Below are 25,445 nucleotides of genomic sequence, written 5' to 3'. Positions count from 1 at the left end.
TTCATAGTTATTGTAAGAAAATTATTAACAATTTTTTAATTAATTATAATCACCGCCGAGAATATGTCAAGCGTTGGAATACGAAAAGTATGGAATGAGGCGGGGATTTGGTGCGGAGTGCTGGATATTAGGCTTGATGTGGAACTTTTTTAGGTCTGATGTGGAAAAGATTTAGGTCGAATGAAAAATATGTTTGTGCGTATGTGGAATAAACTTGGTTCGGATAGTGAACAACCTTTTGCACGGCTGTACTTCACCCGTAGTGGGCTTGAAAGCTCAGATATGCTTCGGTATACTGACGGTTATCTCCTTTCCCGACGGTCACCACGGCAGGATTAAACACACCGGCACTTTGCTAATTAAAATGGTAACCTAAGAAAAATGAGGAAGGATTACTCATGTTCTTGTTTTTTGGAAGACAACTAGGATCTATTTCTAAGGAAGGAGGAACTTGCTGTGTAAAAGGGCTTACCTTTTGGTATAGTTTTTGGCTCTGTGCAAAATTTGTCGAATCATTGGTGATTGAAAGATAAGATAAGGTGTATTACAATAACATTATCAGAACATATGTTCTGAATGTATATGGTGGCAAATTTTTCATTAAAACGGCTGCTGGTTGAGATTTGTCAAGAAGTGCGTTTTGTAAGGCGATGCGCTTTCTTTTGTCTGAAAAATCTGTAAATAACTTCGGCTTTTCTTTAGATAAACCTCAGCTCCCCTCCAAATTCTCCTTGAAAGGATGATTCCCATTATGAAGGAATACCTCGATTTAAAATTGGATTTTATGTTTAAACAATTGTTCGGCCATCCGAGCCGAAAGCAGCTTACAATCGCTTTTTTGAATGCGGTTTTGCATCGGACAGGCCATGATCGTATCATCGATGTGCAGTTTGATAACACAGAGCTGGCAAAAGAGTTCGAAGAAGGGAAAATGAATCGGCTTGACGTGCTCGTGTGGACCGACCGAGGCGAGCGGATTAACGTGGAAATTCAAATCATTGACCAGCACGATATGCCGGAGCGGATTTTGTATTACTGGGCGAGGCTCTTTTCCCAGTCGCTCTTCAAAGGCCAAGGGTACAGCGAACTTCCTCCCACCATTATGATTGCAATTCTCAACTACCCGCTCTTTCCGCATGAAACCGATCGGTTTCACACCATCTTTCATATCCGCGAAGATAAAGAACAATTTCTTTGGAGCGCGCATCTTGAATTTCACGCCATTGATTTATCACAATTTATGGTAAAATGGAAGAAATATAGACGTGATGTGAAGCGATCTTCGGAGTGGCCCTGGTTAATGATGCTGTCAGCGGTGGATGCCCGGAAACAAGAGATTGATGAGACGATTCTCAAGGAACTGGAGGTGTTGGCGATGAACGAGCAAGAAATTCGCGAAGCATTGGAAGAGTGGGAGAAGCTAAGCGTCAGTTCGGAAAATCGCTACGCGTATGAAATGCGGCTGAAATGGCTGCGGGATCAATTGTCCAATCTTCTTGGCGAGCGGCGTGCTGGGATGGAGGAAGGGTTGGAAAAAGGATTAAAACAAGGGTTGAAACAAGGGCTAAAGCAAGGTCGGGAGGAAGAACGGAAGAACATGATCCAGCATATGTCGGCGAAAGGAATGGCAGCGAAAGATATTGCCGATCTCACTGGACTTGCGGAAGAGGAAGTGCGAAAGTGGTTGAAATAGATTGCCTGTCATTTGTTGAAGCCGTTTGGCATTCATCCGAAGAAGTAGTGGAAACGTTAGAAAACCTGCCGCCTAATAAGGCTTTGCTGCTCCATCGAAAAAAAACAGATGTAGCACTCGGAAGGGTAAAAAAAATGAAAGCGCACTTGCATGGAACTGAAGGATCTCACTTTCCTTTTAAAGGACTATTCCATGCAAGAGCTATTTTATATCCCCTAATTTTTGAGCTACGGGTATTATTCAATAGAAACCATGCTGGTCACTCAGCATGTTGGTATCAAAGACTTTAGCGATTGTGCAAACCGTCGAATTCCCTCAGGAATGGATTTTGTTTCTACTCGGCCGTAGGTAAAACGTATATATTTAATTAATCAAATCGAAAATAAAAAAGAGTCACAATCTGTATCTCAAATATTAAGAAGTATGCCAGTTTGGGGAAACTGGTACGGACCTGGACATGGTGGCGGTGTACCAAAAAATAAATTAGATTCTTTATGTATGACACATGATCTTTGTTATAAAGTAAAAGGATATTTCGATTGTGGCTGTGATAAAGCTTTAGTAGCTGGGATAACTGCCGCTCTTCTATTTATGAAATCTGACGAAAAAAGAGCTGCCTTAGCAGTAGCAGCTTATTTTAGTATAGCACCTTGTAAAAAATAATAGAGTGGGGAATTAAATGATTTATAAACTTATCATGTTTATAATATTTTGTATTTTAATGTTTATAGGATATTTAATTGAATGGATTACAGGAGGAAGACCTTGAATTTAGGATCATTATCTTAGTCAGTTCTTGAAAAATACAAAACATCAGCTAGTACTTTCGCTTGTTGACAAAGTCTCTGCTTAGACAGTCTCTATATCTAAAAGTTTGACAGAGTACACTAAAGAAAAGCCCGAAAATACTGGTGTTTTGGACTTTACCCACAACACGTACCACTACACTTGTTAGTGGCACGTGTTTTTTTCGTGCGCCCGGCATGTACATGAACTATAGGGTGTAAGTCCCGAACCCCGAAGACAGAAGTAGAGGTTAGCCAAGAGCAAGGGTGTCCGTGGTGACGCGGAATCTGAAGGAAGCTGGAGGCAAAACACCGGTCCGAGGAACACGAACCTCATATAAGGCTAGGTATGATTGAGTGAGTTTGCGAAACAAAACAAAGCTCTTTCTGTCGAAGGTCATATCGAGTAAATGAGGCGGATAGATGGTGTGAAAGTGCATGTACTTACCCGGGGAGATCTGACTGGCACGCCAAGTAACCTTGGTAACCTATCTAGTGATAGATAACTGAACAGTCAGAAGTCAGCAGAAGTCATAGTACTCTTTTCGAGCTCGAGACGAAAGAGGAAGGACTGAACAATTAAGGAGAACGAATCGCTAGGCGTTCACCTTCTGTGTGGAAGCAGACAATCCGATAGGACTTACTTGAAGGAGGAAGTGGTGAATCCCACGGGGGACTTCAAGAGGGTGGAGCAGAAGATGGCACAAATAGAAGAATTCGTTCACGTGGAGAGGATATCAATGTTGATGGAAATGATTTTGTCACGGGAAAATCTCCTGGCGGCACTGAAACGAGTCGAACAGAATAAAGGAGGTCACGGAGTAGATGGCATGTCCGTAAAAGACCTACGAAGACACCTCTACGAAAATTGGGACTCCATTCGACAGTCGTTGAGAGAAGGAACCTACAAGCCCTTACCCGTCCGTCGAGTCGAAATCCCGAAACCGAACGGTGGAGTAAGGCTTCTAGGGATCCCTACCGTGACGGATCGTTTCATCCAACAAGCGATTGCCCAAGTGTTGACGAAAATCTTTGATCCGACCTTCTCGAACCATAGCTATGGTTTCCGCCCAGGTAGAAGGGGACATGATGCGGTTAGGGAAGCAAAGGGTTATATCAAAGAAGGATATCGTTGGGTAGTCGATATAGACCTAGAGAAATTCTTTGACAAGGTGAATCACGACAAACTGATGGGGATCTTGGCGAAAACGATCAAAGATCGAATTCTACTGAAGGTAATTCGCCGGTATCTTCAATCAGGCGTGATGATCAATGGAGTGGTAATGGAAACGGACATGGGAACGCCTCAAGGCGGCCCGCTTAGTCCACTTTTATCAAACATCATGCTTCATGAATTGGATAAAGAGCTTGAGAAACGTGGACATAAGTTTGTTCGGTATGCGGATGACTGTAACATCTATGTGAAAACAAAGAAAGCAGGAATTCGTGTCATGAACTCCATTACGAACTTTATAGAGAAGGAGTTAAAGCTCAAGGTAAATAAAGAGAAATCGGCGGTAGACCGTCCTTGGAAACGGAAGTTTCTCGGTTTCAGCTTCACACTCAATAAGACTCCAAAGGTACGGATTGCGAACGAAAGTGTGAAACGTTTGAAGAACAAGATCCGTGAAATTACATCAAGGTCGAAACCGTATCCAATGGAGAAAAGGATTGAGAAACTGAATAAGTATTTAATGGGATGGTGCGGATATTTTGCCTTGGCAGAAACACCAAGTAAGTTCAAAGAATTTGATGAATGGATTAGACGAAGGCTTCGGATGTGTTTGTGGAAAGAATGGAAAACCCCGAAAACAAGAATTCGGAAACTCAGAGGATTAGAAGTTCCAAGCCATAAAGCATTCGAATGGGGCAATACACGCAAGAAATATTGGCGGATTGCCTGCAGTCCCATTCTACACAAAACCCTCGACAACTCCTATTGGAAGCGTCGAGGGTTAAGAAGTCTATTCGAAAGATATCAAGCACTACGTCATACTTAATTGAACCGCCGTATACCGAACGGTACGTACGGTGGTGTGAGAGGTCGGGGGTTAGTCACCCCCTCCTACTCGATTAATACTCTAGGAGGCGCTTGTGTGACAAGTGCTTCAAATGCTAGATTTGCTTGACCTTGTAATTCTGTCGAACATTTGCTCTTCACCATTCACGCGTATTTTCGAGGCTTTCATCTTAAATAACCATTCATTTAGCGCAGCGCTGTCAATATCTTCGCCAATTCCATCATCAAATGTTTCTTCGAACCGTTCTTTTTCTTCATCCAATAAGTCATCATAATGTATACCTTCTTCAGGAAATTTTAATTTTGTTTCAATCGTGCGATAATCTACTAAATATCCATCCTGAACAGCTTGATTTCTAATTCATAGGCATAGGTCGGTACTCCGTTTTCTAAATCAAACACTTCGTAACGAAATTTTTTCAATTTCATCCTTGATCAGCGACCAAGGCGCCGGATGCAGCCATTAAGCAATCATTTTGCTTTTGGCAACAGCGACGCCTGAAATACTGGAATCTTTATAATTTGCTGATTTATGCTGAATGTTTTAATAATCCTTTTTTCTCTTTCCGGTTTTCCTTTCGCTTTATAACGGTGCTTTTGAAAGTGCCGACAATGCCTTTAGGAAAACCTAAAATAACAATTATATAGAGGAGACCTAAAAAAATCGGCCATCGTTCAAAAATCGAATACTCGGTCCCAAGCTCCGATAAATAGTGCTGAATAAATTCAACCGCTCCGCTTCCTAAAATTGGCCCAAATAAAGTACCGGCGCCGCCGATCATTGTCATAAGAAGTGCATCTAATGTGGTTTCAATGGAGAAGACCGACGGATCCACAAAGCGAAGGGTCACTGCATATAAAGCTCCGCTGTATGCGGCCACCACCCCGGCTATGACGCTTGCGATAATTTTATAATGAAGAACTTTAAAGCCAAGGGCTTCTGTTCGCTTTTGATTTTGCGAAATCGCTTTTAATACTTTTCCAACAGATGAAGAAGTGAAAGTACGAAGCAAAATATAGATAAGAACAAGGCTGATTAATGTAAAAAAGTAAAAAGTAAACCGGTCTCTCAAAAATTCCGGCACCTGGAAGGTAAATCCGTCACCCCCCTGCGTCATCGATCTCCATTTTTCTGCAATAATAAGAAATAATTCAGAAAATCCCAAGGTAAGCATGGCATAAAAATGACTTTGCAGCCTTAACGACAGCATTCCGATTAAGAAGCTGATTAACACAGCTGCAATAACAGCAATAGCGATGCCGAGAAGGAAAAATCCTATTGTATTATCATTGGCATTTAGTATAATCGCTGTGCTATAAGCCCCGATGCCAAAGAATAGACAATGACCAAAGGAAACGATACCGGTATAACCTAAAAGAATATCATAACTCATCGCAAAAATAGCAAAGATAAAGATTTGCGTAAATAAAATGAGCATGCTACGGGAATCATTGACGAAAGGGAATATGCTTAAGAAAAGAATTGCGATTATGCCGGCAATGAGCGAAAAACGATTATATTTTGCTAAAGCCACTTTAGACTCCCCCCTTTTCTCCTAAAAGTCCGGACGGCCTGAGCAATAAAATAACAATAAGCAATAACATATTTACAGCAAGGGACAGATCAGGGTAGTAATAAGCGGTATATGCGCCTGCCAAGCCGACAATGATTGAGGCAACGGCTGCCCCCTGAATGCTTCCCAGGCCACCAATAATAACGACAATAAATGCTAATACCGCATATTGCATTCCCATATCAGCAAAAATCACGCCGGAATATGGCCCCAGCAAAAATCCACCCAAAGCGGCCATTCCCGCTCCCAGCAAAAAAACAAAGGAGAAAACGCCTTTAATATTTATGCCAAGCGCCTGTACCATTTCTTTGTTGTCCACGCCTGCGCGGATCATAATCCCGATTTTCGTTTTATTTAATAGAAGCAAAATCATAACGTAAATAACCAGCCCGACAAGAATTACAAACAAACGGTATTTGATAAAAATCACACCGCCAACATCTATGCTACCTTCAAGCCATTTAGGCAAGCCAGCGCGAATGGGATTCGAGCCCCAAAACACACGCAGCAACTCAATCAGCACAAGCATTCCGCCTAAGGTTACAAGAAGCTGCCGAATGTGATTGCCATAAACCGGCCGGATTAATAGTTTTTCAACAATCCAGCCGAGCACCATGCCGCCTATCACCGTAGCGACAAAGGACAGCAAAAAGTTGTCGGTAACTGTAAAGAGCCATACCCCTAAAAAGGCGCCCCATGCAAAAAAACCGCCATGGGCAAAGTTTAAGACACTCATAAGTCCGAAAATAAGCGTAAGACCCGATGCTAAAAGAAAGATCAGCATACCTGTCGAGAGACCGTTGATCAAAAGATTCAGCAATGTATTCAAATTACTCCACCTCACGTGATCAGGATATTCCCAAGTACTTCCTTACCGTTTCTTTATCCTCCCTCAAATCATTCATAAACCCTTGATGGACAATTTTCCCATCGTCCATCATGTAATAGTAATCACCTATGTGGTTGGACATAAAGAAATTTTGTTCAACGAGCAAAATGGTAGTTTTTTCCTTTATTTTCACGATCGATTCCATGAGTTTTTCAACCATCAGCGGGGATAGTCCTTTGCTGGGCTCATCAATTAAAAGCAGGCCGCTGCTGTTAATATACGCCCTAGCAATGGCAAGCATTTGTTTCTGACCTCCGCTTAAATAGCCGCTTTTTTTATGCCAGTATTTCTTTAAATCTGGAAAAATCTCCAGCATCCATTCAGCCTTTGCTTCTCCTTCAGGGTCTTTTTCCTTTTTTGCCAGCGCAAAAGTTTCTTCCACCGTTAAATGTTGAAAAATACCCTGATCTTCCGGTACATAGCCGATTCCTTTCGAGGCAATCACATGAGTTGGGAGACCATTCAGCTTTTCATTTTTATAGTAAACACCCCCCCTCGAAACATGGTAAAATCCCATGATCGTTCGAAGTGTTGTAGACTTTCCTGCCCCGTTTCTCCCGAATAAAACAGTAATGGTTCCTTCTATTACCTCGAAAGTGACACTTTGCAAAATATGAAATTGTTCAATATAGGTTTCAAGATTTTCCACTCGCAGCATGTGAAAGTCCCCCTAAATAAGCATTTTGTACACGTTCATCCTGCATAATTACACCCGGTTCTCCTTCTACCAACAATTCCCCATTGAATATGACTACAAGATAGTCCGACAAAGCAAGCACCATTTCTATTTTGTGTTCAATTAAAACAATGGTATTCTCTGAATCTTTTTTGATATTTTCAATCACTTCCAAAATCACCGGAACTTCTTCCACCGATATTCCTGCTGTCGGTTCATCAAGAAGAAGCAGATTGGGCTTCAAGGCTAAAAGCATGGCAATCTCCAGTTTTCGTTTTTCCCCATGGGTTAAATTTATAGCTAAATAGTCCTCTTTTTCCTTTAAAAACACCATATCAAGCAGCCTTCTTGCTTCTTCAAGCTGTTTGCGGTATTTGGCAGGTTTCGGTAAAATACTGTAAAAATCTTTTCTTTGCGACTGGACAGCAAGTCTGACATTTTCAAGAACCGTCAATTCCGGAAAAATATTTGTTAATTGAAAAGATCTCCCCATCCCCATTCGTGCTCTCTCTGCCGCTGATAAATTGGTAATGTTTTGTCCTTTGAAATAAATCTCTCCCTTTGTCGGTGAGAGCTGTCCGCTCAGCAGGTTGAATAAAGTAGTTTTTCCTGCCCCGTTCGGCCCGATGATGGACAAAAATTTTCCCTTAGGCGCCTTAAAATTGACATCCCGGATTACTTCCTGTTCGCCAAATGAAATGGAAAGATTGCGAGTCTCCAATAAAGCATCCAAGTCTTGCGCCCCCTTCCTAAATTTTTATAAAGAGGAGAATACAAGATTCTCCTCTCGCTTTATTGATTTCGAATCGGTGGCTCGGTTTCGTTCATATCCAATTCGCGGATCAACACCGGAACCGGATGGTCAACGCCTTCCTGATTTTCCAGAGTTATCGAATAGAGACTTTGTAGAGCCTGATGGTCTTCTTCACGGAATTTCATTTTGCCTTTTGGGGAATCAAATTCCATGCCTTCCATTGTTTCAATCAACAGCTGAGCATCCGTGTCTCCCTCCGTTTTCTTTAAGGCTTCTACAATGGCGATGGCTGCCGTCATGCCTCCGGCAGTAAACAGATCCGGAATTTCACCGTCAAACCGTTTCTTATGTTCTTCCACCAGCCAGTCATTGATTTCGTTATCCGGAAGTGTATGATAATAAATCGAATAGCCTTCCATGCCGATTAATGCATCCATGGTTTTCAGCGATGCAATATCCTGTACGGCCGTTGAAATTTTTATTCCCTTCTCTTGAACCTTCATATCTTTTAATTGTTTCCACGGCGCGTTGGAGCCTGCCCAGACGATATACAAGTAATCCGGTTTTTCGCTGAGGGCACTTTGAATATTGGCTGTAAAATCGGTTGCATTCGGGTCCGCGTAAACTTCAGCCACAATTTCCGCGCTGCGTTCTTTAGCTGCTTCAATAAAGGCTGCTATACCATCCCGCCCATAAGCATTGTCCTGCGCTAACGTTGCAATTCTAACGCCTTCTTTAGCGATCGCAGCTGCACCTGCAACTGCATCTTGAGAAGAGTTTCGTCCTGTCCGGAAAATATATGGGTTAAAATTATCGCCTGTTATGCTGTCGGCAGCTGCTGGCTCTACGATCATGATTCTTTTATATTCTTTTGCCAGCGGCAAAACGGCGAGCGTATCGCTGGAACTGGTTGAGCCGACAAGGAAATCTACTTCATCCTCTTCCAATAGTTTCGTAGCCTTTTTCACAGCAACATCCGGTTTTGTTTCTGTATCTTCCACAATAAATTTGATTTTTTTCCCTACAACTTCACCTGTTCCGTCCGTCGCATAGTCAAGCCCAAGCTCAAATCCTCGAACAGTTTGTTTTCCGTAAGCTTCCAGCGCTCCTGTTAAAGAAGCCAATACACCGATCTTGATTGTATCTTTTTCTTCTTCTGAACTTGAACTGTCGCTGCCGCATGCCGAAGTCAATAGGAGCGACCCGATTACACATGTAATAAGAAAACTTTTTAGTACGGCTTTTTTCTTATTGATCATGTTTCCTATCCTCCCTAATTATTTTGATTTTTATAAAACTGAATGCGGTGAAGCAATCCATCGACGACTATTATTTCACCATCATTTGTAAAACCAATGCCTTGCGGTGAGAAGAAATCTCCCGCACGTCCGCTGAAACTTCCAAACTGCTCTATAAATCTTCCATTGGTGTCATACACATTCACGCGATTATTTGAAGTATCCATTACATAAACCAGATCATTTTCGTCAATTGCAATACCTGTTGGTAAGAATAGGTCTCCCGGTCCTTCTCCCCAATTTTCCAATGGATCCAGATTGCCGCTGCCGTTATTGGTTCCCCATTTTGCAAGAAAATTGCCGTTGTTATCAAACTTTTGGACTCGGTTGTTGATTCGGTCTACAACATATACATTATCCTGGGAGTCGATGGCAATCTGCATCGGCTGGAAGAATTCTCCGTCACCTGTGCCTTTTTTGCCCCAGCTTTTTTGGAAAATAAAAAGGGAATTGAACTTCTGAATCCGGTTGTTCTCCGAGTCAGCGACAAAAATATTTCCTTTTCTGTCAACCGCTACCCCTGTCGGGAATTGGAAGTATCCATTTAACGTTCCATAAGATCCATAGTAAGCAAGCAGCACTCCAGAATTTGAAAACTTTTGAATCCTGTGATTGACTGAATCCGCAACATAAACGTTGTCATATTTATCGATTGCAATTTGTCTTGGTACGAAAAATTGTCCTGGATAGCTGCCATAGCCAAGCGGACCCCCCGTTCCGTACATGCTGCCCCATTTGCTGACCAGTTCGCCTTCGGAGTCATACTTTAAGATTCTGTGATTAAAGGAGTCAGAGATAAATATGTTTCCTTCCGAATCCACTTCGGCATCGAACGGACCTGCATATTGTTTATCGTGCCAACGGTCATTGCCAACAGACATAATGTAGCTTGCAGAAAGACCCATTTCAAAAAAGTTCACCAGACGATTGTTGCCCGTATCTGTCACATATAGATTTCCATCTCCATAAGGCAATACTTGATTCGGGTAAACAAGTAGCGGAAAAACGCCTGTCTGGTACAAAAATAGATTATCCATGCTAAACTTCATAATGCGGTTGTTGTACGTGTCCGCTACATAGAATGCACCTGTTTCCCGATCAAAATTGATTCCTCTCGGATGGTAAAACTGATAAGGTCCCATGCCCGGTTTAGGTCCGCCAATTTTCCGCTTAAATTGGCCATTTACATCAAAAACCTGTATCCGGTTATTGTAAGTATCCGCTACATAAACTTCGTTGTTATTGCTTATAGCAATTCCTTGCGGCAATGCCAGTTGTCCGTCTCCTTTTCCGTATTCGCCAATAGTTAATAGATATTCGCCATCAGAATTGAATTTCTGTATGCGATGGTTGAATTCATCGGTGATATAGTAATTGTTGTCCTGATCAACGGCTATTTCTCTTGGAAAACCGAATTGATAGTTTTCCTTACCTTTTGTTCCCCAGCTTTTTATAAACTGGAATTGTGCATTAAACTTTTGAATCCGGTAGTTTCCTGTATCGGCAACTAATATATTGCCCTCATTGTCAACGGCAACGCCAAACGGCATATTAAACTCTCCGGGTCCATCACCGAGCTTTCCATATGTAGCCAGTATGTTCCCGTAGGAATCCATTTTTATAATCCGATGGTTGCCCATATCAGACATATAAATATTCCCGCTGCTGTCTTTCGCTAATGCAACAGGGCTTCGAAACAGCTCTTCGCTGTCCTCCTCAGCACCCCAAGACTCTTGATATACTATTTCTGCAGAAGTCTCCGCCCCCAAAAAGCCGAAGCATATAGCGAATATTAGTAAAGATTCCCAGATTTTTTTCATTGGACATCACCCCAGCCATTTAATTACCGTAGCTGCCCAGGTATAGCCGGTGCCAGCGCTTACTGCCACTGCGATATCGCCGTTCTTTAGTTTTCCCTGCTCACTAGCAAAGTGGAGTCCGATACAAGGATCCAAAGCAGACATATGGCCATAATGATCAAGATATATCGCCTTATCATTAGACAAATTTAGCCCGTCCAGTAATTCTCTTAACATGGATCGTTTCGTATGCAGCGGCAGCAACAGCTGTATATCCCCAACCGAAAGCCCGCTTTTTTCCAAAGATTTCTTGATGACTTTGTGAAAGTTTGGAACGGATACCGGATCGAGTTTTTCCTTCATGCTTAAAGGGTCTGTCACATCAATAAAATGCTGGCGGTTTTCAACGGTAACGTAGCTGGCAAAATGGACCGATCCACCTGCAGGCACCCGGACATCATTATGGAAAGAACCGTCCGTTATGATAGCGCTTTCAAGAATCTCACTCTTAGATGCCCCCCTCTTTACAAGTGCAGACGCTCCCCCGTCGGCAAAATTGAACATAAATCTAGCCCGTTTATTGCTGTAATCTAGAATTTGCGATTCCTTGCATCCGCCGACCAGCAAGATGTTTTCAATGGAATGATCGGAATTCAGCATGTCCTTGGCAACTTTCAATGCAATCGGAAAGCAGGAGCTTACGTTCATAATTTCAAAGGCATATGCGTTCCTAGTCCCCAATTCATAGCTAATTTTCGGAGCACTGGACCAGACGTAGTAATCTTTATGGGGGCTGCCAAAATAAATCACCACGTCAATGGATAATGGATCAACCTTTGCCAAAATATTTTTTGCTGCTTCAATTGCCATGTCGGATGCATGCATCGTCTGATCCGCCACATGCTTTTCATACAAACCAAATTTTTCAATGATGACCGATTCCGGTATGCCTGTTTTTTCAGCCAATGTGGCTGCGGTTTCCACATCCTTTGGAAAATAAACACTTGTTTCTTCGATTCCGATCCGCTCTGTCATACTTTCTCTCCTTCCTTTGGCACGAGCATAACTGCTGATCCCATTAGCACCAGCTCACCCTTCTGGTTCCGGCACTCTGTTAATAGTTTTATAATGTTCTTTTCTTCAATAAACTCCTGAACCGTGGCTGTAGCCGTGATTGTATCCCCGATATATACCGGAGCGGTAAAACGAAGAGTCTGTTCCATATAAATGGCACCTTTTCCCGGTAGATACATGCCTAAAAGCTGTGACAAGAGACTGGAAGTTAACAGGCCATGGGCAATGCGTTCTTTAAATCTAGTATTCTTTGCATACTCTTTATCAATATGGATCGGATTAAAATCACCGCTCAAACCGGCGTACAATACAACGTCAGCTTCCGTAATTGTCTTGCTGCAAGAAGCTGTCTGTCCTTCAGTGAATCTTGCCATTATTGTTTCACCCTTTCCCGCATTTCTGGCAGGTTGCTCTTTTGGATTTTTCCTGTCGCATTTTTCGGAAGTTCATCAATGAAATAAATTTCTTTCGGCACTTTATATTTTGCTAAAAATTTCAAGCAGTAAGTTTTTACATCCTCTTCAGTTATCGAAGCGCCTTCTCTTTTCGCAATAAAAGCAACCGGAACTTCCCCCCAGCGCGGATCTGAAATGCCGACCACCGCCGCCTCCCTGACTTCCGGCAGCTGGTTGATGACTTGTTCCACTTCAAGGGGATAAATATTTTCTCCGCCGGATATGATCATTTCTTTCTTCCTTCCCACAATATAGAAGAAACCTTCGTCATCTGTCCGTGCCAGATCTCCTGTATGGAACCAGCCGTCTTTTATCGCCTCGTTTGTAGCTTCCGGTCTATTCCAATATTCTTTCATAACAATTGGGCCGCGGACAAGCAGATTGCCGACCTCGCCCGGCCTAACCTCATTTCCTTCCTCATCCACCAGCTTCACTTCGCTGAATAAGACCGGTTTTCCAATCGATCCTTTTTTCCTACGGGCATCTTCTCGGCTCAGCATAAAGACTGTCGGAGAAGTTTCAGTCAGTCCGAACCCTTGGCCTAATAAATAGCCTTTATCCGTAAACGCTTGAATCAGTTCGCGAGGACATGGCGCGCCCCCGCTGTAGAACCAGCGCACGGAACTCAGATCAGCTACATTAAACGCCGGGCAGTCCAATAAAGCCTGGTGAATGGATGGCACGCCCATCACAACCGTAGCCTGGTGTTTTTCAATCATCTCGATGGCTTTGTACGGATCAAATTTTCCCGGTATAATGATCGTTCCTCCGACAAAGAGTGTCGGCAAGGCGAATAAGCCAATTCCGCCGATATGAAACAGCGGAAGCAACACCATGGAACGGTCCATGGATGTTAAATCAATGGCAAGAATATTGTTAATCGCATTCCAGTACATGTTGCTTTGTCTGAGCACCGCTCCTTTTGGCTTCCCGGTTGTTCCCGAGGTGTAGCAAATAATGTAAGGGTCATTCTCATCAATTTCTTCATCAGGCAGTTCTGCCTCCTTCTGTTTTATATCATTCAGCTTCTCGATGGAAAACAGCTTAACCCCGGTTTCTTTTTCGATGCTTTTTGCCATTTCAAAAAACGGCTCTTCCGCAGCTAATATAGAAGTTCCGCTGTCTTGCAGCTGAAAAATCAGTTCGTTAATATTCAAACGGATATTTAAAGGAACGGCGATGCATTGAAGCCGTGCAATGGCAAACAGCAAAACGACATACTCGAGACGGTTTTGGGAAATTATTGAAATCCGATCTCCTTTTTTCACTTTCAGTTCATTCAATAGGAATAGGGCTGCATTTTGAATGCTTTCATTTAATTCCTTATAAGTTAATTGTTCCTGATCGGTAATAACTGCAATTCGCCTCGGATTAATGCTTGCTCTTTTTTCAATCCAATAAGCGATTCCCTGCATAAAATCCCCATCTCCTTTATGTTTTTTTGATTCCATTAAAGATCAGCGTCATCGCGGCATCAAAAACTTCCTCCGGCACATTCTGTCCTTCCCAAAACACCCAGCGCATGCCTAAAAATTGTCCGATAGACATTAGGCAATACGCCACGGTTTCCAGATTGATATCTTTAAACTCTCCGTCTTCCACCCCCAATGACAAACTTTTTAAAAAACCGGAAGCAAGTTTGTCATAATACCAGCGATATAAATCCTTGTCGACAACAACTGCTTGCTGAACGATGCTGTATAGCTCAGGGTAGTCTTTCACCCAACGGAAAAATGCCTGGAATCCCTTTCGTTGGGCATCTTCATGATTCTCCGCATCCTTCATTTCCTCTTTTATTTTGAATCTTAATTCTCGGCTGTACATTTGAATCAGTGCATCAAAGACTTCCTTTTTTGATTGAAAGTAATTATAAAAGGTACCCTGGCCAACGCCTGCTTCCTGAGTAATGTTGACGATGGAAGTTTCATAATAACCTTTTTTGCCAAAAACCTTTTCTGCTGCCCTTAATAATTTTTCCCTTGTTTCCATGCCCTTTTTTGTTAGATTAAGAGTTTCTGCTGTAGCATTTTCTGACATATGAATCACCTCTCAGTTTTTATTATATTCAGAATATTTTTTATTGTCAATATCTTTCTTTTTAACTACTTTACAATCGGATGAAGGAGAAAACCAGTTATTCTCCGACGGTTTTTTTAGTCTTTTCAGCCCAAAACGCCCAACTATTCGAAAATGCTTAGGTGGAAGTGCTGTAAAAGGGCAAGAAGAAAGGAATAGACTGGTTTCAATTCGATGCGAAGGCCTGAAGCGATAATTTTAGTCAATGAACTAATGTAGACCCAACCTTCTTTATCCATAGATTTCATAATATTATCGATACTTGCACCATCATAACCGGTGATACTGTACGGATCGTCTTCTACAATGGCTATACCAAATTTTGAGCATATTTCAAGAATTCTACACTTTTTTCAAGATCAAGTGTCGCTCCTGTAGGATTTTGGTAAGTGGGATTCAGGAACAACATTTTGAGGCGGTGTTTTTTGTGCAGTTCGACAATTTGATCTGGGTCAATTCCTCCATTTTGTACGGGTAATAGATGGGTATTTAATCCTTCCGAATGGAAAATCGGGAGCGAATAGGCATACGAAGGATCTTCAATGGCAACTGCGTCTCCAGGTTTAAGTAAACCTCGAATAATGAGATGAATGGCCTGCTGGGCTCCGGATGTAATCAAAATGGAAGAAGGAGCAGATTCGATACATCAATAAGTTTTCATATGCTTGGAAATGGTTTCGCGCAGTGTAGTATTGCCTTGAATGTGTTCGTACCCTAAATCGTTGCACAATTCTATGGAGCTATTAATATCTTGCATCAATTTTATAGGTGTTGATTGCTTTTTATTCGGCTGTGATGAGCCTTGGAGCGATTATGAAAGTGAGTTTGGAGAATTCAAGGCGCCCGTGTTGTGTTTGAGTGATTACAGTCATCCTCTCCACACATTCATTGTCCGGAAAACGATGCTCATACACAAATGCACATTTATTTGTTAAAATATTAATTATATTCTGACAAAAAATGAAACCTATCGTTTTTCGGAAGCAAGAGGTATTCTTTCGAAAAATTTACATTCATGAAACAAAATCATTAAATATAAAAAGTAATCTATATATGGAATAAACGGTTTGCGGCCGTTTTATCACCGACAGAATGGGGGAGGGTGTAGTGGAGAAGATTGCCTCGCATGCGTATGAAAAGCCGGGCTGGAAACTGTATGTTTCGTTGCCGATTTTATCGTGGGCGTTGTATGATTTTGCGAATACGATTTTTTCCTCGAATGTGAATACGATTTTTTTCCCGCTTTATGTTTCGGAAACGGTGGGAAAAAGCGAGAGCTTGAACCAAATCGCCAGTACATTTATTTCGTATGCAAATGCGTTAGCCTCTTTCTTTTTAGTGATATTTTCACCTTTATACGGCACATGGATTGACCGGACCGGCAGAAGAAAGAAATGGCTTGGGATTTTTACGACTCTTTCGGTTATGGCAACTTTGCTTATGGGTGTTGCCGGATATTTGAATCTTGGGAATGCCATGTTTGGATTGCCGGCGTCTTTTGTCATAATCGTGCTTTTATTTGTCGCAGCAAAGTTTTTTTACCATTCGAGCCTTGTTTTTTACGATTCCATGATTTCCAGTTTGGGGAATAAACAGGAAATTCCGCTTATCTCCGGTTTTGGCGTTGCTGTCGGATATGTCGGAACGCTTGTCGGGCTAGCTGTGTATCCGTTTGTTGGAGAAATGGATTACTATCGGGCTTTTATTCCAAGCGCCCTTTTGTTTCTCCTCTTTTCTTTCCCGCTGTTTTTCTTTGTCAAAGAAGAAGCCGAAAAAGCCGATGCCTTAAAGCGAAAGGCCGGATTTTTTGCAGGCTATCGGGATATTTATGCAACATTGAAAGAAATGAAAAAGTATCAAAACATTTTTACTTTCATGATTGCTTATTTCTTTTTGAATGATGCGGTGGCGACGACGATCGCCATCATGTCCGTTTATGCCAAAGTCATTGCCGGGTTTACGGCAGGGGAGTTCATCCTTTTATATTTAGTCTCCACAGTTTCGAGTATTATCGGTTCCTTTCTTTTTGGCTATATTACGAGAAGCAAGGGAGCCAAAAAAGCGGTTTTGTATGTCGGCATCGTGATGTGCATCGCACTGGCGATAGGGGTGCTTGCTTTTTCCAAGCTATCTTTTTGGATTGCTGGGAGTTTGTTCGGCGTCAGTTTAGGAGCGATGTGGGTCACTTCGAGAACATATATAGTCGAACTTTCCCCGCCAGATAAGCAAGGGCAATTTTTCGGACTGTTCGCTTTTTCTGGAAAAGTGTCAGCCATCATTGGTCCAGCGATTTATGGAAGCATTACCCTCCTTTTTCATTCATATGGAAACATTGCCAATCGGTTGGCGATGGGATCGCTTTTGATGATGGTGCTCCTTGGCATTTTCTTTTTGCTGAAGGTAAAGCCACAGAAGCCTGCCGCGCCGAAAAGCTGATGAGAGGTTTTAAGGAGGACATTGCCGAAAGCTATTCCGTCATTGAAATCATGGAAACAGAAATAACTACCAGCCGCCATCTGGGCGCTCTTGTTCGTCTTTCTTGTTGCCTCATCGCTAAAAATTTATGAAGAACTTATTTTAAAAATTGGTTCTAAAATGAATTGACTTAACCGGACAAAAAATTAAGGTCAAGTAGATGAACAACCATATCTGAGCATACTGCTTATTTAGCATAAATGATCCGAATAGAAATTTTACATGGAGTGGCGGACATGTTAGGCTTGATGCCTTGCGAAGCAAGGATTGGCGCTCGCTCCTTTCGCTAGGAAACATGTCCGCAGAAGCTCCGTGTCAAGCGATATAGACCTAAAATTTTATACAGGGAATGGAATATTCGTATTTTGTCATTCATACATTTTTTAATTGCCAAAAACAGATAAATAAAGCAAAAAGGTTGGTGTTTAAACTTTCGGAGCCAGTTCGACAGCGGCGCGAATGGCTTCGAGCATGCTGCGTTCGTCCGCCAGATTTTTTCCTGCGATATCAAAGGCTGTTCCATGGTCGACAGATGTGCGGATGATACCGCCTTTGAGGCCGACGGTGATGTTTACTCCGGCTTCCAGCCCCAGCACTTTAATAGGGGCGTGCCCTTGGTCATGGTAGCAAGCGACAACAATATCAAAATCTCCGCGCACCGCACGGTAAAATAATGTATCTGCCGGATATGGTCCGGTTGCATTGATTCCTTCCACTTGTGCTTTTCGGATGCCGGGAATGAGTTTTTCCTCTTCCTCTCCATTGCCAAACAGTCCGTTTTCTCCAGCGTGAGGGTTGATGCCGCACACGGCGATGCTTGGGTTTTCTTTTCCAGCTCTTGTCAACGTTTCATGAGCCAGTTTAATGACTTTGTAGGTCCGATCGGGATTAATCATTTCTATCGCTTTAATTAACCCGACATGGGTAGTAATATGAATGACTTTAAGTTTTGGAGAGGATAACATCATCGCATAATCTTGAGTGCCCGTTAAATCGGCCAAAATTTCTGTATGTCCCGGGTATAGATGTCCGCCTTTGTGCAGGGCTTCTTTATTTAAAGGAGCTGTACAAATGGCCTGTATATATCCGTTTTTAGCTAATTCGATGGCACGTTTTAAAAATTGGAATGCGGCATCTCCTGCAGCTGCTGATACTTGTCCAAAAGACAAATTGGCAGGAAGCAAATTTAAATCAATGCAATCAATTGTACTGTATTGGTAAGTTGCTTCCTTTACAGATGAAATAGGGTGAATGGTCAGTTTGGAATTGGTAATTCTAGCTGCCCGTTCTAATATTTTTGCATCTCCTATCACTAAAGGATTGCATTGCTCATAAATGGATCGGTTTTGTAGGGCTTTTACGATAATCTCCGGTCCAATACCGGCAGCATCTCCCATCGTTATTCCGATGATAGGTTTCATTTGACATCTACTCCTTGTAATTGGTGAATTGCTTGAATAAATGTATTTTCCGAACCAAAGGCTCCCGCCTTTGTCACTACATGCATTCCTGAGTCATGAATTAATTTCGCTATTGGCACTCCTGTTTCCACTTCATCCAGCAATTCAAAACCCGAAGCTCCGATTTTCTCGCATACATGTTTTGCAGTATCCCCGCCTGTTAATATCATCCCTCTAAAATAGCCCTTGTTGATCAATGTGGAGGCAACTTCGCCTAATTTTTGAACAATGAAATTGCTTATTTCTATTGTGCTTAATCCTTTCGATTTTCCTATTTCCTGTACCTGTTTTATTTCATTGGGTGAAGCAGAAGAATATAGTGCGACATGATAACCCTGTTTGACCCAATCCTCTGCCTGGTGAATGGCTTTTTTCATTTCATCGCAGCGAATTTGGTCATCACTAACCAATCTTATGGAATCAAGCTGTACACCTTTGACATTCGTTAAAGAAAGGGCAAGATCTAACTGTTTGCGGGATACTTGGCTGACGCTACCAACTACTAGCAGGATGGGCTGTCGATTTTGATCAATCTTGATCGTTCTTTTTGCTTTTTGAAGCTGATAAACCTCGGGAAGGTAATTAGCCAGACCTGCCGACCCGACCCATACGACTTTTTCGTTAATGTGGCAAACGTATTGTGCGATACAACACAAATCTTCTTCAGTTAAAGAGTCAAAGACAATGTAAGGAATATGATTCGCACGATAATCGTTTAGTCTCTCTTTTACTTTATCAAATCCGAGACGAAGTGTTTGATAGTCAATTAATCCTATAGGACGCTTTGTCTGTTTGGCAATTAAACTGGGAATATACGACTCTTTAACTGGACATTTAGGGTCTCTTGATATTTCTGTCTCATGTAGCAATGTATCGTGTAAAAAATGATATCCTTTATAAGTGGTTCTTCCGTTTTTGGGATAACCTGGCGCAATAATCATAAATGTCGGCTTTATTGCATCGTAAACAGCATCGATTTCCGCTCCGATATTTCCTCTAAGGGTGGAATCGATTTTTTTGTAGATAATCGGGAAACAATCTTTTAGTTTTTCCGATACGACCTTTACTTTCTCATAGGCTTCTTTCTTAGATAAAGAGCGGCTATCAGTATCAATGACAACCGCATCGTTTTCGTCTAGTTGGCTCGAATGCAGTTGAAATAGTACGGATGTTTTTAAACCGTAATGAGCAAGCTGAACGCCGCTGTCGTTGGCTCCTGTTAAATCATCTGCGATGATTGCGATCTTCATGGTGCATCTCCTTCCTTAAATGGAGGAGCCCAAGTCATAGACATGGGCTTTATGGGTTAGTTTGGTAATTGGTAGTATTGCTGCAATTTATTTTTCTTTTCCAATCGTTTCGCCAAAAACGCGATGTAAATTGGTAGTAAAATCGCTGTCGTGACCGTACTTGCCGCTACTTGGACTGTCGCTAAATCAGCTACGCTTGCGAAAGAAGCATTCGCTGCCGCGATCGCAGCAGGAGTAGCTACAGCGTTTCCTGCGGTAGAGCCTTCAGCAGCACCGACAAGTGGATTCCAGCCGAATGCTTTAAAGATTAAGTATCCGGCAGTTCCTGTTAACAATACTGTAGCTACGCCCAACAATACGCCACTTAATCCCCCTTTGATGATGGCCCCAAAGTCGATCCCCATTCCTAAGGCGAACGCAAAAAATGGTATTAACATATCGCTGCCTTTTGCTAAAAATTCTCTCATTTCATTGTCTAAGTTTCCAAGTATCATGCCGATTGCAATTGGAAGTAAAACGGAGATAAAGGAGACAATGGAAAACATTCCATCGACAAACCCCATTGCGCCGAAAATAGATAACGCTACCATTGTTAAGAATGGTCCATCATTTAATGCTAATAGAGAATAGGCCGCTTTGTCATCTTCTTTCCCATACTGACCGACAATCGCCATATAAAGACCGCCGTTACTGTTGGTCATTGCCGCAATAATAGCCAGTGGTGTTAAACCTAAAAATAAACCACTTGGACCAGCTGCTATATAGGCGATTAATCCTACAAGTGCCCCTACCGCCCACTTGACGAACAGTAATGTAAACCCTTTACCAAGCGCAATGCCTGCGCTTCTTACATTAATTTGTGCTCCTGCGCAAAGTAAAAATAGAGCGATTAAAGCACTTGCGCTGTTGACGAATAGCGCTTCTGTAAAGTTGCCGATTCGAAGCAGATTCGGTGCGAACGTATTGATCGTCGCGGCCAACAGCAATGGCACGACCATCATTCCACCAGGAATGCGGTCTAATGTTGCCTTAATTTTCATTCTTTCTCCTCTCCTTTGTTGTTGTTTTAAAATGAAACAATTTTATAAATAATATAATAATAAACCGCTTTCAATTTAATTTTATTAGGGTATGTTTTATTTATCAACAATATTTTTACATAAAAATAATAAAGCTGAAATAATGTTGCATTATGCAACGTTATTTCAGCTTTCTCCATAACGTACTTCGATTGATCCCCAATCTTTTGGCTGCTCTTGTCTGATTCATTTCTTCTTCTTGTAACACTTTCCAGATAATATCCTTTTCAATCTCAGCTAGCGGTTTATTGAGATCAATCACGGAACAACCTAGTTGAGCGTGTTCATCTGTATTTTTCCAAATGTTGTTTAAATCTTCTTTATTAATATACTCATTATTCGTAAACTGGACGGCTTGTTCAATCACACTGCTTAATTCTTGTAAATTATTTTTCCAAGTACGGCTGTACAGCCATTTTAGCGCTTCTTCCTGCACGCCTACGATTTGCTTTCCATATTTGACGTTATATTGCGCAATAAATTTTCGAACATATTCGTTTAAATCTTCCGCGTGTTCTTTCAGAGACGGCAATCGAATTTGGTTTTGTTTAAATTGTTTAAAAATTTGAACCGATAATTTTTTTTGCTGCAACAAATCAATCGGGTTATCATGAAATAAAAAAATAATGCGTGCTTTTGTCTGGTGGATCAGGTGCGCTAGATGATTTTGGTGTTCCAACCGCAAACGTTCAACGCCTTCGAAAACACATGTCCCTATGTCCAAATGGACTAAGATAAGCTTGAGATAGTCTGCTATCTCGCGATGATCTTCTAAGACTCGGATGAGCAACAGAAAACTATCTTTCGCCTCGCTTTCACAATGAATGATTCCTGCTAGTGTTTTTTTTCCAGTTCCTTTTTCTCCGTATAATGCAACTGGCTTATTATGTGCAGCAGCCTTTTTCCCTTGCTTAATAACAGCTTTCATCAATTGGCTATTCCCGAGAATCTGTGAAAAGGAAGTCATGATTGGTTGTATGGCAGCAACGGATAGGCCATAATCTTGTTGGTCTTCCTTCTCTTCGGCTGAAAACCGCAGGTAATACTGGTGGTTTTCGGAGTTATCTATTTTAAGATACCCTTGCCGAAACTGCATATGTTCATCATCTGTAACGAAAGTGTACAATATTTCTATTGGTTCAATTTTTTTGCATAATTGTGTGCATGCATTGTTGAGAAATGGAAAATACGAATAAATAGTAGATTTATCCGAATCATTTTTGAGTGCTGGAAATATTTTTTGAAAAGAAGAACTAGTAAATTGTATCATGCCATTTTCGTCATAAACAACTAAAGGTTCTTTTGTTTTTTGCAGCAGTTGTTGATATACCTTTGTTTGTTTGGCAGTGTTTTTAATAATTTGATAAGTTTGTTTTGCTTGTTCAAACGCTTCGATTATGGACTCTCTGCCTGAAGTAATCAGTATGCTCTGAAGCCCGTTCGCTTCCGCAGTCTTGCAAGTAATCGTGTCTCCGATGATCGCTTGGGCGCCGTTGGCTTTAGCTTGTTGGACTGCCTCCTCTACCTCTTCTTGGTCATGGATAATGGTATAAGGAATTTTAACATCTAAAAGATTGGATACAGAAACAAAACCTTGGCATATGTTTAGGAATCCAATAATGTGAAGATGTGCGTTATGGTCTTTAACCAATGTCAATATACGTAATAAGTCATAGCCTGAGACTTTTATTTCAATAACTGGCAATGAGATATGCTGGCGCAGCAACTGAGCGGTGCCGCCGCGACTGATAATGAGATCATAACCTTCTTTTTCATATTGTTTCGCAATGGGTATAGCCTCTTGTAAATCTCCTTGTACAACTGTAATGTCCAGGGATTGTTGTTCTTTACCGAGAGTTAAGGCTAATTCTTTTAAACCGGGGTAGGGAGCAATCAATAATGTTTTTATTTTCATGTTTATCAATCCACCCATCTCATTTGTTTCTGCTACCATTCATTATAGCCTAGTTTCACTTTGAGGTAAGTTTCCTTATTGTTATTTTAGCTTTTGTCCTCTATCTCTCCCGACCCGGAATAATGGTTCCATTTTTGTAAATGTTGATGAATATTTTGGAAAGGCTGACAGTGGTGAACGGCGTCTTTGCACAGAATTTTGTACAGCTAGCAAGAAATAGGGATATAAAAATGTTTCGTGATGTAGATCTATGGCAATTAGCCGACTTAGCCGGCTTATGAGTGAATCATAACCGTTGTAGATGTAAGGAGATATTTTCGGGAGAGGATAAAGGAAAGCAAATAGAAAATATTTCGTTAGTGAATTTATTGAGGATTTGACAAGATAAGAGATTGAGGTAAAAGAGAATTAAAAGAAGAGGTAGTTTTTTCGGTTGTGTGCTTCGCTTTCTAGCATGACTAGTGGGAAAAAGGCTTTTAAGAACCTTCCCCATTTAGTCATGTCAGATCGAAAAATTTTAAATAAAATTTCTTTTGCTCTTAAATGGGTTGTGCGTATAAAAGCTGATAGTTCTCTTTTAACTACGGACAGATATTATAAGTGAAAGGGAAAAGGTCACAGCGGAAAATAGAAATTGAGCATTCTTAACCAAGATGAATCATTTTAAAACATTATGGCATTGTTCCTAAAGCGGCTATTCGTCCGATGTAAAGTTGTTGTTGTAGAAATCTTTTTAATAAATAACACGGTACAATCTATCTACGGCAACTGGTATGTCTTCATTTTTTATATTGGCAAATCCGATAATCAAAATAATTTTTTTTCCTTCTTCGATATTGCCTAGTAAATTAAACCTCTTCATGGAGTATATTTCAAGTTTTTCTTTTTTTGCTCTTTCTTCAATTTCTTTATACCCTTTATCTGTTTTGAATTCCGCAATGAAATGAAGTCCTGCCGGCACATTTTTAATCTTAATGTCATTTCGAAATTTCCATTTCAATTCCTTAATCAGGTTTTCTCTTTTCATCTCATAGTGATTGTTCATGCGCTTGACGTGTTTTGCGTACTCGCCGCTTTCAATAAAATAGTGAAGCGTAAATAAATTCAGTGTATTGCTTCCCTGTATCCAATATGAAAAATGTCTTTTGTACTCTCTTAATAAATCGGGAGGCAAAACGAGATAACTGATTCGGAAACTTGGCATGATCGTTTTGGAGAATGTTCCTGCATAAATCACTCGTTGATTCCGATCTAGACTTTGCAGCGACGGAATATTGTCCGTTCCGTATTTAAATTCGCTATCGTAATCGTCTTCTACAATATACCTTCCTTCAGAAGCCGAGGCCCAATTCAAAAGTTCAATTCTTCTTGAAATAGGCATAATGATTCCGGTCGGGAATTGGTGTGACGGGGTGATAAAAAGGAAATGTGGATTCAAAGCTTCCACTTTCTTGATGTCTATTCCTTTTTTATCAAGATCGATTGGAAAAACTTCAAAATTCATATCTTTTAATAATTGGTAGATGCGAGAATACCCAGGGTTCTCAATTGCAGCTTTTATATTTTCCCTCTGCATGCCCAACACTTGACGTAACAAGGGCTGTGTCCCGGGGCCGATAATCACTTGTTCTGGTTCGCATTTAACGCCGCGTGTAAGCGCAATCATACGTGAGATGGTTTTTCTCACAAGGTAAGGACCTTGAGGATGAGAAATGTCCGAAAGTTCGTTTTTGTGATTTTTTATTGCTATTTTTTCACACTTCATCCATTCTTTAAACGGGAACATGGAGATGTCAGCCGTCATATGTGATAAGGAAAGCCATCCCTCATCTTTCTTGGAGAATTCTTCTTTTAAATCATCTGGAAAGTTCATTTTAGCCTCTTTTTGATTGTTGAACTGTGTAATATTTTCCACATAGTAGCCTTTTCTTTCAATTGCGTAAATATATCCTTCAGCCAGGAGCTGCTCGTACGCATTTGAAACCGAATTAATGCTCACTCCTAATTTTTCTGCTAATTTTCTTTTGGAAGGCAATTTCTCATTGGTAGGAATCTTTCTCTCTAAAATCGCTTCTTTTAACGATTTATAAATTTGTTGATAGATATGATTTGACTTATCCTTTTTATCTATTTGAAAAAATATCATGATCTATCTCTCCTCTGGTACCTGAAA

21 protein-coding genes, 1 pseudogene and 1 other annotated feature (1 of these 23 running past the window's edge) are annotated in these 25,445 nt (G+C 41.2%); of the genes and pseudogenes, 5 read left to right on the top strand and 17 right to left on the bottom strand.

Annotation, left to right across the window (positions count from 1 at the left end; genetic code table 11):
- Positions 1–14, bottom strand: a binding site (T-box leader) (it extends 282 nt beyond the left edge of the window).
- A gap of 737 nt (positions 15–751) precedes the next feature.
- The 4 genes from NSR00_RS11535 (at position 752) to ltrA (ending at position 4,478) form a co-directional block, all read left to right on the top strand.
- The gene (locus tag NSR00_RS11535) at positions 752–1,693 is read left to right on the top strand and encodes an Rpn family recombination-promoting nuclease/putative transposase (RefSeq protein WP_412675388.1); all 942 of its coding nucleotides are present in this window, start codon (positions 752–754) and stop codon (positions 1,691–1,693) included.
- On the top strand, positions 1,681–1,983 hold the full coding sequence (locus NSR00_RS11530) for a hypothetical protein (protein ID WP_327856123.1): 303 nt from the start codon (positions 1,681–1,683) through the stop codon (positions 1,981–1,983). Before NSR00_RS11535 ends, NSR00_RS11530 begins: the two co-directional genes overlap by 13 nt.
- 133 nt (positions 1,984–2,116) lie before the next feature.
- Positions 2,117–2,356, top strand: coding sequence for a hypothetical protein (locus NSR00_RS11525; RefSeq protein WP_340788874.1), 240 nt, complete (start codon positions 2,117–2,119; stop codon positions 2,354–2,356).
- 862 nt (positions 2,357–3,218) lie between these two features.
- Entirely contained in the window at positions 3,219–4,478 is a 1,260-nt protein-coding gene (gene ltrA, locus NSR00_RS11520; protein ID WP_094245397.1) for a group II intron reverse transcriptase/maturase, read from the top strand.
- A gap of 192 nt (positions 4,479–4,670) precedes the next feature.
- Here the strand turns inward: ltrA and NSR00_RS11515 are convergent.
- The 12 genes and pseudogenes from NSR00_RS11515 to NSR00_RS18100 form a co-directional block, all read right to left on the bottom strand.
- Positions 4,671–4,906: pseudogene (locus NSR00_RS11515) on the bottom strand (hypothetical protein); the annotation flags it as partial.
- 122 nt (positions 4,907–5,028) lie between these two features.
- Positions 5,029–5,937 carry a branched-chain amino acid ABC transporter permease gene (locus tag NSR00_RS11510; RefSeq protein WP_340789236.1) on the bottom strand — a complete coding sequence of 303 codons (909 nt, stop codon included), beginning with the start codon at positions 5,935–5,937 and terminating at the stop codon, positions 5,029–5,031.
- A gap of 97 nt (positions 5,938–6,034) precedes the next feature.
- On the bottom strand, positions 6,035–6,901 hold the full coding sequence (locus NSR00_RS11505; RefSeq protein WP_340788871.1) for a branched-chain amino acid ABC transporter permease: 867 nt from the start codon (positions 6,899–6,901) through the stop codon (positions 6,035–6,037).
- A 19-nt stretch (positions 6,902–6,920) separates the two neighbouring features.
- Positions 6,921–7,619, bottom strand: coding sequence for an ABC transporter ATP-binding protein (locus tag NSR00_RS11500; protein ID WP_340788869.1), 699 nt, complete (start codon positions 7,617–7,619; stop codon positions 6,921–6,923).
- A complete protein-coding gene (locus tag NSR00_RS11495; protein ID WP_063388913.1) occupies positions 7,597–8,370 on the bottom strand; it encodes an ABC transporter ATP-binding protein in 774 nt (257 codons plus the stop codon). Before NSR00_RS11495 ends, NSR00_RS11500 begins: the two co-directional genes overlap by 23 nt.
- Positions 8,371–8,429: 59 nt before the next feature.
- Positions 8,430–9,650 (bottom strand): substrate-binding domain-containing protein, encoded by a 1,221-nt coding sequence (locus NSR00_RS11490; protein ID WP_340788866.1) that lies wholly within the window; start codon positions 9,648–9,650, stop codon positions 8,430–8,432.
- Between the two features lie 14 nt (positions 9,651–9,664).
- Entirely contained in the window at positions 9,665–11,509 is a 1,845-nt protein-coding gene (locus NSR00_RS11485) for a 6-bladed beta-propeller (protein ID WP_340788864.1), read from the bottom strand.
- A 6-nt stretch (positions 11,510–11,515) separates the two neighbouring features.
- Positions 11,516–12,523: a 3-oxoacyl-ACP synthase gene (locus tag NSR00_RS11480; protein WP_340788862.1), complete on the bottom strand. Its 1,008-nt coding sequence runs from the start codon at positions 12,521–12,523 to the stop codon at positions 11,516–11,518.
- Positions 12,520–12,936 (bottom strand): MaoC family dehydratase, encoded by a 417-nt coding sequence (locus NSR00_RS11475; protein ID WP_044894214.1) that lies wholly within the window; start codon positions 12,934–12,936, stop codon positions 12,520–12,522. The genes NSR00_RS11480 and NSR00_RS11475 overlap by 4 nt, the downstream gene beginning before the upstream one ends.
- On the bottom strand, positions 12,936–14,432 hold the full coding sequence (locus NSR00_RS11470) for an o-succinylbenzoate--CoA ligase (protein WP_340788854.1): 1,497 nt from the start codon (positions 14,430–14,432) through the stop codon (positions 12,936–12,938). The genes NSR00_RS11475 and NSR00_RS11470 overlap by 1 nt, the downstream gene beginning before the upstream one ends.
- 16 nt (positions 14,433–14,448) lie before the next feature.
- Positions 14,449–15,054, bottom strand: a complete 606-nt coding sequence (locus tag NSR00_RS11465) for a TetR/AcrR family transcriptional regulator (RefSeq protein WP_340788853.1) — start codon at positions 15,052–15,054, stop codon at positions 14,449–14,451.
- 349 nt (positions 15,055–15,403) lie between these two features.
- Positions 15,404–15,712: an aminotransferase class I/II-fold pyridoxal phosphate-dependent enzyme gene (locus NSR00_RS18100; protein WP_419177808.1), complete on the bottom strand. Its 309-nt coding sequence runs from the start codon at positions 15,710–15,712 to the stop codon at positions 15,404–15,406.
- A gap of 488 nt (positions 15,713–16,200) precedes the next feature.
- On the opposite strand from NSR00_RS18100, the gene NSR00_RS11455 reads away from it, so the two are divergent.
- Complete coding sequence (locus NSR00_RS11455; protein WP_340788851.1) at positions 16,201–17,529, top strand: MFS transporter; 1,329 nt, start codon at positions 16,201–16,203, stop codon at positions 17,527–17,529.
- Positions 17,530–17,993: 464 nt separating this feature from the next.
- Here NSR00_RS11455 and pdxA read toward each other — a convergent pair whose 3' ends face one another.
- The 5 genes from pdxA to gabR form a co-directional block, all read right to left on the bottom strand.
- A complete protein-coding gene (gene pdxA, locus NSR00_RS11450) occupies positions 17,994–18,989 on the bottom strand; it encodes a 4-hydroxythreonine-4-phosphate dehydrogenase PdxA (protein WP_311066615.1) in 996 nt (331 codons plus the stop codon).
- Positions 18,986–20,278, bottom strand: a complete 1,293-nt coding sequence (locus NSR00_RS11445) for a four-carbon acid sugar kinase family protein (protein ID WP_311066614.1) — start codon at positions 20,276–20,278, stop codon at positions 18,986–18,988. The genes pdxA and NSR00_RS11445 overlap by 4 nt, the downstream gene beginning before the upstream one ends.
- 56 nt (positions 20,279–20,334) lie before the next feature.
- Positions 20,335–21,318 carry a 2-keto-3-deoxygluconate permease gene (locus tag NSR00_RS11440; RefSeq protein ID WP_117017418.1) on the bottom strand — a complete coding sequence of 328 codons (984 nt, stop codon included), beginning with the start codon at positions 21,316–21,318 and terminating at the stop codon, positions 20,335–20,337.
- A gap of 160 nt (positions 21,319–21,478) precedes the next feature.
- Positions 21,479–23,272, bottom strand: coding sequence for a sigma-54-dependent Fis family transcriptional regulator (locus NSR00_RS11435; RefSeq protein WP_117017417.1), 1,794 nt, complete (start codon positions 23,270–23,272; stop codon positions 21,479–21,481).
- Between the two features lie 733 nt (positions 23,273–24,005).
- Entirely contained in the window at positions 24,006–25,421 is a 1,416-nt protein-coding gene (gabR, locus tag NSR00_RS11430; protein ID WP_445206639.1) for a MocR-like transcriptional regulator GabR, read from the bottom strand.
- Between the last annotated feature and the right edge of the window lie 24 nt (positions 25,422–25,445).

The organism is Aeribacillus sp. FSL K6-8394 (genome assembly GCF_038008865.1).
In the GTDB taxonomy this organism is placed as follows: domain Bacteria; phylum Bacillota; class Bacilli; order Bacillales; family Aeribacillaceae; genus Aeribacillus; species Aeribacillus composti.
The sequence above is the reverse complement of the archived record's forward strand: the minus strand, read 5'-3'. Positions and strand labels throughout refer to the sequence as shown.